This is a genomic window from Bradyrhizobium sp. WSM4874 (genome assembly GCF_055811835.1).
In genome coordinates this window covers 21844-32598 of the sequence record NZ_JBVVPR010000063.1, presented here as the reverse complement: position 1 = coordinate 32598, position 10755 = coordinate 21844, and the positions used below count along the sequence as shown (strand labels likewise).

The following is a 10755-nucleotide window of genomic DNA, read 5'->3' as shown; positions in this document are numbered from 1 at the left end:
TCCGCGAAGACGGTGGCAATCAACTCGCGGAGATTCCCCCTCACCCGATCGCTTCGCGATCGACCTCTCCCCGCAAGCGGGGCGAGGTAAAGAAGCATCACCTTCCGCTCGTCGCCTCCAGGCTGCGGCTATACCGCGACATCGCAAAGCAGAAGACAAAATAGATGGCGGCGACGAAGATGTAGACTTCGACGGAGAATTGCTGCCACGCCGGATCGATGATCGCGGTCTTGGCCGTCGTCAGCAAGTCGAAGATCCCGATAATCAGGACGAGGCTGGTGTCCTTGAAGAAGGCGATGAAGGTGTTGACCAGCGGCGGGATGACGTGACGGATCGCCTGCGGAAGGACGATCAGCCTGTTCTTGCGCCAGTAGGACAGACCGAGCGCGTCCGCCGCCTCGTATTGCCCGCGCGGCACGGCCTGGAGGCCGCCACGAATGACTTCGGCAAGATAGGCACCCGCAAACAGGATGATCGCGACCTGCGCGCGCAGGAGTTTGTCGATGTTGAAACCGTTCGGCATGAAGAGCGGAAACATGACGCTCGCCATGAACAGCAGGCTGACCAGCGGCACGCCGCGGATCAACTCGACATAGAGCACGCTGAGCGAGCGGATCGCGGGCAGTTTTGAACGCCGGCCGAGTGCGACGAGGATGCCGAGCGGGAAGCCGAAAGCCAGACCAAAGGTCGCCAGGATCAGCGTCACCGGTAGGCCGCCCCAACGGTCCTGCGAGACGAACGACAAGCCGAATATGCCGCCCCACATCAGCACGCTGATCAGCGCGAGCGCTCCGATCCAGAGATAGGCCAGTTCGCGCCGCCATAAGGCGCGGCGGCTGGAGAGATAGAACAGGCCAATGAAGAGCAGCACCGCCAGCGCCGGCCGCCACTGCTCGTCGAACGGATAGGTGCCAAACAGGATGAAGCGATATTTCTCGGGGATGATCGCCCAGCATGCACCGACGCCGCGTACCGCGCGGCAGGCGCTGGAATCGTTCGCCGGGGTGAGCCAGACCGCATTGGCAATGCCCCACTGCACGAAGCTGAAGATGGCCTTTGCGAGCACCGCCAGCAACACGACCGAGACGATGCCGTTCGGGATCGACGAGAACAAATTGGTGCGCAGCCAGCGCAGCACCGGATTGCCAATCTGCGGGCGGCGGGCGGCGCGCGGTGCTTCCGGAATGTCGGCGATCGCCGTCATGGTCAGCGCTCCACCAGCGCGATGCGCGAATTGTACCAGTTCATGAAAAAGCTGATGCCGAGGCTGATGGTGAGAAACACCGCCATGATCAAAGCAATGGCCTCGATCGCCTGCCCGGTCTGGTTCAAGGTCGTGTTGGCGATCGAGACCACGTCCTGATAGCCTATCGCGACCGCAAGCGAAGAGTTCTTGGTCAGGTTGAGGTACTGGCTCGTCATTGGCGGCACGATCACGCGCAGTGCCTGCGGCAGGATGATCTGCCGCAGCATGAAGCTGCGGCGCAGTCCGAGCGCGTTGGCGGCATCCCACTGCCCGCGCGGCACCGATTGGATGCCGCTGCGCACGATCTCGGCGATGAAGGCCGAGGTGTAGGTGACGAGCGCGATCAGCAGCGCAAAGTATTCCGGCGCGAGCGTCAGCCCGCCGACGAAGTTGAAGCCTCGCAACTCAGGCCATTCGATCGTCCAGGCCACGCCCAGCAGCACGGACACCGCAGCGGGCAGTACAACGAGCAACCCGAGTACGAACGGCCAGGCTGGCCGCGGCTTGCCGTCGCGCATTTGCTGCGCGATGAGCCGCCGCCGGATGACATAGCACACGACAAGCCCGAGCACTGCGGTGCCGAGCACCCAAAGCTGCGGGGTCTCGATCGGAATCGCCGGCAGGATCAACCCGCGATTGGACAGGAACACGCCCTCGATCGGCCGCCATGCCGCGCGCGCGGCCGGCAGCGCCTGCATCAGCACATACCAGAACAGGAGCTGGAGCAGCAGCGGAATGTCGCGGAGCGCTTCGACATACACCGCGGCGAGGCGGGACAGCAGCCAGTTGGCTGACAGCCGCGAGATGCCGATCACCGTGCCCAGGATGGTTGCAAGCACGATTCCGATCACGGCGACGCGCAGGGTGTTGGCGATGCCGACGAGGAAGGCCCAGAGATATGAGTCTCTCGGATTGTAGGCGAGCAGGCTGTCGGCAATGGGCATGCCGGCCTCACGGCCGAGGAAGGCAAATCCGGTCGTGATGCGGCGCGCGGAGAGATTGGTGACCGTGTTGGACCAGAGGAAGACGATGACCGCGACTGCGATCCCGACCACCACGGCCTGCCAAAACAGGCCTTTCAGCTCGCGCCGTCCGAAAGCGCCGAAGAAGCGGCGGCGCGGCGGCGGTCTCGGAGCGTCTGACGTCACAGCACAAAAATCCTTCTCGAAACGGCGATTTCCGGCGGCGTACGTCAACTGTTGCACCAAACTCTACTTCGTGCAACAAATGTTTCATGGCCGAGCCCGCGAAATCCTCGCCGCTGAGCGAACTGCGCATTGCATTGCCATCGCTTCCGATGCGGTTGCAGGAGGTCGGGCGCTTCGTCGCGGCCAACGATTACGACGCCACCACTCGTTCGATGCGCGATCTCGCAGCGGTTGCCGGCGCCGATCCCGCCGCGTTCACGCGGCTTGCCAAGGCGATCGGCTATTCGGGCTGGGATGAATTGCGCGCGGCACTGACGGAGGCGCGGCGGCCCTCGCAGATAGCGCCCTTCTCCGGCCGCGCAAGGAGCCGCCGCCACGGCCCGAACGCCGATGTCGCGCTCGTCACCGAAAAGCTGGAGGCCGAGGCCGCCGGCCTTCCGCGCATCCCGGCCCAGCCGATTGCGGAGGCGGCGCGCGCGCTCCACGATGCAAAACGGATCTGGATCACCGGCTATCGGAGCTGCCGCAGCGTCGCGGAACTGCTGAACTACGAGCTCCGGCTGTTTCGTCCCGAACAGGTGCAACTCGTCGGCGCCTCCGGCCCCGACGATCTGGACCTCGGCGCGTTCCGGCCCGGCGAGGCCGTCATCGTCATCGGCTTCATGCCCTACACCCATGCGAGTGTCCGAGTCGCGCAGGCCGCCTATCGCGCCGGCGCGGCCCTGATCGCAATCGCCGATAGCCCTTCGGCGCCGATGGCTGAAGGCGCCGACCACGTGCTGCTGTTCGAGGCGGCCTCCTCTCCCGGCTTTTTCCCGAGCCTCACCGGCGCCATTGCGATCGCGCAATCGCTGGCCGCCGTGACGTTTTCGCTCGGCGGCACGGCCGCGAAGAAGCGGCTGGAGAATAGCGAGGCGCGGCTGGCCGCGGCTTCAACTTACGTTTCAGAGAAAGGTTGACCCATGGCCGCTCGCACCAGCCGCGTGCTGCACCGTTCGCTGCGCGAAACGCCGCCCAAGGCGATCGGTGGCGAAGGCGTTTATCTCTTTGCCGAGGACGGACGCCGCGTGATCGACGCGTCCGGCGGAGCTGCGGTCTCCTGCCTTGGCCACCAGCATCCGCGCGTGATCGCAGCGATCACGAAGCAGGCTTCGACCCTCGCTTATGCCCACACGGCGTTCTTCTCGTCCGAGCCGGCCGAGGCGCTGGCCGAGAGGCTGGTCGGCCATGAGCCCGGTGGCCTCGCCTACGCCTATTTCGTCAGCGGCGGATCAGAAGCGATTGAGGCCAGCATCAAGCTCGCGCGGCAGTTTTTCATCGAGCGCGGCGAGCCGCAGCGGCAGCACTTCATCGCGCGGCGGCAGAGCTATCACGGCAATACGCTCGGCGCGCTCGCGGCGGGCGGCAATGCCTGGCGCCGCGCGCCCTATGCGCCGCTGCTCTCCGACGCCTTCAGCCACGTGACTCCCGCCTTTGCCTACCACGAGAAGCACGAGGGCGAATCCGATGCGCAATTCGTCGCCCGGCTTGCGGCCGAGCTCGAAGCCGAGTTTCAGCGCCTCGGTCCGAGTACGGTCGCCGCGTTCCTCGCAGAGCCCGTCGTCGGCGCCACCGCAGGTGCCGTGACGGCACCGGACGGTTATTTCAGGGCGATGCGCGAGATCTGCGACCGACACGGCGCCCTGCTCATCCTCGACGAGGTCATGAGCGGCATGGGCCGCACCGGCACCACGCACGCCTGGGAGTCGGAAGGCGTGGCGCCCGACATCCAGGCGATCGCCAAGGGTCTCGGCGGCGGCTACCAGCCGATCGGCGCGATGCTCGCAAGCGGCAGGATTATCGACACAATCCGCTCAGGTTCGGGCGCCTTCCTGCACGGCCACACTTATCTCGCGCATCCCCTCGCTTGCGCTGCTGCGCTCGCGGTGCAGGACGTGATCCGCGAGGACGGACTGCTCGAGCGGGTCAAGGAGCGCGGCAAGCAGCTCGAGCAGCGGCTCACCGAGCGCTTCGGCAATCACCGCCATGTCGGCGACATCAGGGGCCGCGGCCTGTTCTGGGCGATCGAGCTCGTCGCCGATCGCGCCAGCCGGACCTCGTTCGATCCCGCACTGAAGCTGAACCAGAAGATCAAGGCAGAGGCCCTCGCCAACGGCCTCGGCTGCTATCCCGGCGGCGGCACCGTGGACGGCATCCGCGGCGACCACGTGCTGCTGGCGCCGCCCTATATCGCTTCGCCGGACGAGATCGACCTGATCGTCGACAAGCTCGGCACGGCCGTCGACAACGTATTGCGTAGTGTCAATCGCTGAGGGGAGAATAGCATGATGAGGAAAGTGGTTATCGTAGCCGGCGTGCTCGCGGCATCGACGGTGGTCGCATCGGCGGCAACGCTCGACGCTGTGAAGAGCCGCGGCACGCTGATATGCGGCGTCAGCGCCGGTTTTGCCGGCTTCTCCGCGCCGGATTCGCAAGGCAACTACAAGGGTCTCGACGTCGATTATTGCCGCGCGCTCGCCGCCGGCGTGCTCGGCGATGCCAGCAAGGTGCGTTACGTCTCGCTGACCGCGCAGAACCGCTTCACCGCGCTCCAGTCCGGCGAGATCGACGTGCTCTACCGCAACTCGACGCAGACCTATCTGCGCGGTGTCACGCTGGGCCTGCGGCAGGGACCGGTCAACTTCTACGACGGTCAGGGCTTCGTGGTGAAGAAGGACCTCGGCGTGAAGGAGATTAGGGATCTCAAGGGCGCCACTGTCTGCGTCGCGCAGGGCACCACGCATGAGGTCACGCTCGGCGATTATGGCCGCGCCAACGGCATCGACTGGAAGCCGCTGGTGTTTGACCGCGTCGACACCATGTACCAGACCTTCTTCGGCGGCCGTTGCGATGCCATGACCCAGGACGCTTCCGCGCTTGCTGGCGCCGTCACGACCGCGGCGCCGAACGCGGCCGACTACGTCGTACTGCCGCAGACCATCAGCAAGGAGCCGCTCGGCCCCTTCACCCGCAATGGCGACGAGGTCTGGAGCGACATCATCACCTGGCTGCATTACGGCCTGATCGAGGCCGAAGAGCTTGGCGTCACACAGGGCAATGTCGACGAGATGGCGAAGTCGCAGACGCCCGCGATCCAGCGCCTGCTCGGTGCCTCCGGCGATCTCGGCTCGCGGCTCGGGCTCGACAATAAATGGCTGGTCACGGCCCTCAAGGCCACCGGCAATTACGGCGAGATCTACGAGCGCAATGTCGGCAAGGCGAGCCCGCTGAAGCTCGAGCGCGGCCTCAACGGCCTCTGGAGCAAGGGCGGCTTGATGTACGCCGTGCCGTTCAAGTAAACGCTTAGCGTGTCCCGGACGCGCTGCGCCCGGGACACCCGACCTTGTATCAGGTAACGTTCAATGACGACGTCTCCTCGCATCGCGCTGATCCACGCCCTCAAGCATTCCATCGCTCCGATCGAGGCTGCGTTCGCAAAAGCGTGGCCGGAAGCGCGGTTGATGAACCTGCTCGATGACAGCCTGTCGGCGGACCTGGCGCGTGACGGCAAGCTCAATGATGCCATGACCGCGCGCTTTCTTGCGCTCGGTCGCTACGCCGCGGCGACAGGCGCGGATGCGATCCTGTTCACCTGCTCGGCCTTCGGTCCCTGCATCGAGGCGGTTGCGCGCGCGCATGCGCCGATGCCGGTGCTCAAGCCGAACGAAGCCATGATCGAACGGGCGGTGACGATGGGCCAGCGCATCGGCCTGCTCTCGACCTTCCCGCCGACGCTGGCATCGATGCCGCCGGAATTTCCGGCCTCCGTCGAGATCGTGCCGAAACTTGCCGAAGGAGCGCTGGCGGCGCTCGACCGCAGCGACCGCGCTACGCATGACCGGCTGATCGTGGAAGCCTCACGCGATTTGCGCGATTGCGACGTCGTCGCGCTCGCGCAGTTCAGCATCGCGGCAACTGCGCCTCTCGTGGCAGAAGCTACGGGCCGCCCTGTGGTGACCACGCCTGACAGCGCCGTCGAGAAGCTGATGAAGTTGCTGAAAGCGAAGACCTAGGCGCCAGCCTTTTTCCGGCGCCGCGCGCCCTTGATCGCCGCCGCAAGCGCCGCCTTGGTTTCGCTGACAAAATCCTCGACCAGGTCCTCGCGCGTGGCATGGGCCGCCTCGCCGGTGAATAGGCCCTGCTCGGCCAGCATCACCACGCCGTGCAGCGCCGCCCAGATCTTGAGCGCCTGCCGCTCGCGCAGGTAATCGACTGCCGGAGCTTCCAGCGCCTCGATCACGAGCGCAAACGTTTCGCGGGTCGCTTCGTGCAGCTCGCTGCCTTTCGCCGCGCACGACACCGTGCGCGAGGCGAACATCAGGCGATAGATGCCATTCCGGCGTAGTCCGAAATCCAGCGTCGCCTGCGCCAGCAGCGACAGCTTCGACCGCTTCGATGGCTTTGCCATCGCCGCACGCAGAAGCGCGCTGAGTTGCCGGAACGCCTCCGCCGTCACCGCCGCAAGCAATGCCTCGCGATCGGCGAAATGCCGGTAGGGCGCCGGCTGCGAGACGCCCAGCTGCTTCGCAAGCGCCTTGATGCTGATCGCCTCCGTCCCGCCCTGCTCGGCTTCGCGCAGCGCGGCCTTGATCAAGGCGTCGCGGAGATCGCCATGGTGGTAGGTATTCTCGGGCTTGCGGGCAAGTTGTGAACGCATGTTGCGCAGAGCCTATAAGTTTGCGCTTGACAGGGGAAGCCTGCCGCGAATGTAATAGCCTATAACTTGGACAAAAACTTAGATGGGAGCGCGCGCCGCCTTCGGGGCGGAGCGCACACGACCTAGGGAGCCGCCATGACAGAGCGACTGAGGGTTCACGTCGATCCCGACAAATGCCAGGGACACGCGCGCTGCAAGGCGCTGGCGCCGGAGCTGTTCGAGCTCGACGAATACGGCAACGCCCATGAAGCCGGCGACGGCACGGTCCCACCCGGCCTCGAAGACAAGGCCTGGCTTGCCAAATCTAATTGTCCGGAAATCGCAATCGACTTGATCGAGGAGTAGCGCAGCCGCTGCCGCCCCGCGAGCCTTCCGCGAACACGAGCCCCAAGGGATTTCGAGATGTCCGACATCAGCCAGCCCGCCGCCCATCCGCCCGTGACCGACTGGGTCCATGATTTCGACCACACCGATCCGCAATGGACGGAAGATCCCTTCCCGATCTGGGACGAACTGCGCGCCGCAAGCCCGGTTGTGCATACTGAGCGCTTCCTCGGTTGTTACATGCCGACGACCTATGAAGCGGTGCGCGAGATCGCCAACGACAGCGAGCATTTCTCCTCGCGTCGCATCATCGTCCGAGACGTTCGGCCGGAGATCACCAGCAGAAACTCCGCCCCGCCGATCACGTCCGATCCGCCCGTGCACAAGCCAGCCAAGCAATTGCTGCTGCCGCCGTTTACGCCGGACGCGATGAAGAAGCTGGAGCCGCGGGTGCGCGCGATCTGCAACGAGTTGATCGACGGCTTCATCACTGAAGACCGACTGGACGCGGCAGAGCGCTACACCAAGCACATTCCGGTTCGCGCGATCGCACACATGCTCGGCATCCCCGAGACAGACAGCGATCTCTTTATCCGCTGGATCCACATGATCCTGGAACTAGGCATCAAGGACGAAAACACGCTGCTTCAGGCGGTGCAGGAGATGACCGTCTATTTCAGCGCCCATATCGAGGCGCGCAAGAACAAGCCAACCGACGACCTCATCTCCTATCTGATGAATGCCCGGGACAAGGACGGCAATCCGCTCGAGGATTCGCATGTGTTGGGCTCGCTGCGCCTGCTCCTGATTGCCGGGATCGACACCACCTGGAGCGCGATCGGCTCCTCGCTCTGGCACCTTGCCCGGACGCCCGCCGACCGCGAGCGCCTGATTGCCGAGCCCGGGCTGATCCCGACCGCGGTGGAGGAACTGCTGCGCGCCTATTCGCCGGTGACGATGGCGCGCGAAGTGGTCAAGGAGACCACGGTCTCAGGCTGCCCGGTCAAGGCGGGCAACATGGTGCTGCTGTCCTTCCCGGCCGCCAACCGTGACCCGAAAATGTTTCCGGATGCTGACAAGGTCGTGATTGACCGCCGCGAGAACCGCCACGCCGCCTTCGGCCTCGGCATCCACCGCTGCGTCGGCTCGAACCTTGCGCGCATGGAGATGCAGGTTGCGCTGGAGGAATGGCTGAAGCGAATTCCGGACTTCGCCCTCGATCCGGCAGGCACGGTGACCTGGTCACAGGGAACCGTCAGAGGCCCCCGCCAGTTGCCATTTTTGCTCGGAAAGGCGATGTAGACCTCTCCAAAGAGCGATACGGAGAGGCCGGACGTGACTGAGCAAATAACCCGACCGGCCTCCGACCACATTGACGTTGCCGACGCCAAGCGCCGGATCAAGGCGATCTTCATTGGCTCGATCGGCAATCTCGTCGAGTGGTACGACTTCTACGCCTACACCGCGTTCGCGCTCTATTTCGCTCCCGCCTTCTTTCCCGGCAACGATCCCGTCGTGCAGCAATTGAATGTCGCCGTCGTATTCGCGGCGACCTTCCTGATGCGGCCCCTGGGCGGCTGGCTGTTCGGCTATATCGCCGATCATTACGGGCGGCGCATCTCGCTGACGCTGTCGGTCGTCTTCATGTGCTTCGGCTCGCTGATCATCGCGTTGACGCCGACCTACGCCACGATCGGCTTCGCCGCGCCGGTGATCCTGGCGCTCGCCCGCGTCATCGAAGGCTTGAGTCTCGGCGGCGAATACGGCGCCAGCGCCACCTACCTCAGCGAGGTCGCCGACCCCAAGCACCGCGGCTTCTATTCGAGCTTCCAATACGTCACCCTGATCGGCGGCCAGCTCACCGCGATCATCGTCCTTCTGCTTCTGCAAAAGATCTTCCTCACGCCGGAGGAACTGAGAGCCTGGGGCTGGCGCATCCCGTTTGCGATCGGTGCGGCGCTCGCGATCTTTGCCGCCGTGATGCGGCGCGGCTTGCACGAGACCGAGGCCTTCGAAGAAGCCAGGAAGGTGGTGAAGCCGACCGGCTCGCTCACCAATTTGCTGCGCTATCCCCGCGAGCTGCTCCTGGTGGTCGGCCTGACCGCGGGCGGCACTGCGGCGTTCTACACCTTCACCACCTACATGCAGACCTTCGTCAAGCTTTCGGTGGGGTTGACCGAAGATCAGACCACTTTCGTGATCTTCGGCACGCTGATCTTTGCGACCATCCTGCAGCCGATCTATGGCGCCATCTCCGACAAGATCGGCCGCAAGCCGTTGCTGATCTTCTTCGGCGTCGCCGGCACGCTCGCAACCGTGCCGCTGCTGATGACGCTGAAGGAGACCAAGTCGCCTTTCATCGCGTTCATCCTGATCTGCGGGGCCTGGCTATTCGTCGCCGGATACACCTCGATCAACGCCGTGGTGAAGGCCGAGCTGTTCCCGACCAATGTCCGCGCCCTCGGCGTCGGCCTGCCCTATGCGATCACCGTCTCGCTGTTCGGCGGCACGGCGCCGGCGATCGCGCTTTATTTCAAGAGCATCGGGCATGAGGAGTGGTTCTACTACTATCTCGCCGGCATCATCTGCCTGTCACTGATCATCTATTCCACCATGCGCGACACCAAGCACGCCTCCGCGATGCACCGACACGAGTAGCCGATGGCCGAGGACAACGAGCCCCCCGACAGCAAGCTGACGCGCACCAAGGAAAAATGGGCGCGCGAAGGCCGCTTTTTGACCGGCAAGATCACGCGCCCGGAAGATCAGCGCCTGCCGCCCGGCCAGCATCTGACAAAAGATTGGCCGGTGCTCGATCTCGGGGTCGTGCCGCCGGTTTCGCGCGAGCGCTGGCGGCTCGACGTCCACGGCGCGATCGAGAACCCCGTGTTCTGGACCTTTGCCGAGTTCGCCGCCCAGAAGCAGGCGCAGTTCACCTCCGACATCCACTGCGTCACCACCTGGTCGCGCTACGACAATGAGTGGGAGGGGCTCGCCACGCGCGAGCTGCTCGCGGCTTGCCGGCCGCGTGCGGACGCGCGCTTCGTCGTGCTGCATTCCCATGACGGCTACACCACCAACCTCGCGCTGGACGATTTCGCCGCCGAGGACGCATTGCTTGCCCATAGCTGGTCGGGTGAGCCACTATCGGCCGAACATGGCGGCCCGGTGCGGCTGGTCGTGCCGCATCTGTATTTCTGGAAGAGCGCCAAATGGCTCCAGGCCATCGAGTTCCTGACCGAGGACGCGCCGGGCTTCTGGGAAGTCCGTGGCTACCATAACCGTGGCGATCCCTGGGCAGAGCAACGCTATTCTGACGACTAGGTTCAAGCAAGGACGGG

Annotated in this window: 11 protein-coding genes; 8 read left to right on the top strand and 3 right to left on the bottom strand. The window is 64.7% G+C overall.

Translation table 11 applies throughout. From position 1 onward, the window contains the following. Window positions 1–97 precede the first annotated feature (97 nt). Together AC0L3P_RS36215 and AC0L3P_RS36210 are read right to left on the bottom strand one after the other, a co-directional pair. Window positions 98–1204 carry an amino acid ABC transporter permease gene (locus AC0L3P_RS36215; RefSeq protein ID WP_473308934.1) on the bottom strand — a complete coding sequence of 369 codons (1107 nt, stop codon included), beginning with the start codon at window positions 1202–1204 and terminating at the stop codon, window positions 98–100. Window positions 1205–1206: 2 nt separating this feature from the next. Then, window positions 1207–2394, bottom strand: coding sequence for an amino acid ABC transporter permease (locus AC0L3P_RS36210; RefSeq protein WP_473308933.1), 1188 nt, complete (start codon window positions 2392–2394; stop codon window positions 1207–1209). Window positions 2395–2480: 86 nt separating this feature from the next. Here AC0L3P_RS36210 and AC0L3P_RS36205 point away from each other — a divergent pair, with 86 nt between their 5' ends. From AC0L3P_RS36205 to AC0L3P_RS36190, 4 genes are all read left to right on the top strand, one after another. Beyond that, window positions 2481–3353 carry a MurR/RpiR family transcriptional regulator gene (locus AC0L3P_RS36205; RefSeq protein ID WP_473308932.1) on the top strand — a complete coding sequence of 291 codons (873 nt, stop codon included), beginning with the start codon at window positions 2481–2483 and terminating at the stop codon, window positions 3351–3353. 3 nt (window positions 3354–3356) lie between these two features. Next, entirely contained in the window at window positions 3357–4706 is a 1350-nt protein-coding gene (locus AC0L3P_RS36200; RefSeq protein WP_473308931.1) for an aspartate aminotransferase family protein, read from the top strand. A gap of 12 nt (window positions 4707–4718) precedes the next feature. Beyond that, a complete protein-coding gene (locus AC0L3P_RS36195; protein ID WP_473308930.1) occupies window positions 4719–5732 on the top strand; it encodes an amino acid ABC transporter substrate-binding protein in 1014 nt (337 codons plus the stop codon). 63 nt (window positions 5733–5795) lie between these two features. Then, the gene (locus AC0L3P_RS36190) at window positions 5796–6446 is read left to right on the top strand and encodes an aspartate/glutamate racemase family protein (RefSeq protein WP_473308929.1); all 651 of its coding nucleotides are present in this window, start codon (window positions 5796–5798) and stop codon (window positions 6444–6446) included. Here AC0L3P_RS36190 and AC0L3P_RS36185 read toward each other — a convergent pair. Next, on the bottom strand, window positions 6443–7090 hold the full coding sequence (locus AC0L3P_RS36185; protein ID WP_007593778.1) for a TetR/AcrR family transcriptional regulator: 648 nt from the start codon (window positions 7088–7090) through the stop codon (window positions 6443–6445). The genes AC0L3P_RS36190 and AC0L3P_RS36185 overlap by 4 nt on opposite strands. Window positions 7091–7225: 135 nt before the next feature. Between AC0L3P_RS36185 and AC0L3P_RS36180 the strand changes: the two genes are divergently transcribed. Genes AC0L3P_RS36180 through AC0L3P_RS36165 form a run of 4 tightly spaced genes read left to right on the top strand, consistent with a single transcriptional unit; the run spans window position 7226 to window position 10738 of the window. After that, window positions 7226–7435, top strand: a complete 210-nt coding sequence (locus AC0L3P_RS36180) for a ferredoxin (RefSeq protein WP_473308928.1) — start codon at window positions 7226–7228, stop codon at window positions 7433–7435. 57 nt (window positions 7436–7492) lie between these two features. Beyond that, window positions 7493–8716 (top strand): cytochrome P450, encoded by a 1224-nt coding sequence (locus tag AC0L3P_RS36175; protein WP_473308927.1) that lies wholly within the window; start codon window positions 7493–7495, stop codon window positions 8714–8716. Window positions 8717–8749: 33 nt separating this feature from the next. After that, window positions 8750–10072, top strand: a complete 1323-nt coding sequence (locus AC0L3P_RS36170; protein ID WP_473308926.1) for an MFS transporter — start codon at window positions 8750–8752, stop codon at window positions 10070–10072. Between the two features lie 3 nt (window positions 10073–10075). Next, window positions 10076–10738: a sulfite oxidase-like oxidoreductase gene (locus AC0L3P_RS36165; protein WP_354056472.1), complete on the top strand. Its 663-nt coding sequence runs from the start codon at window positions 10076–10078 to the stop codon at window positions 10736–10738. Window positions 10739–10755 lie beyond the last annotated feature (17 nt).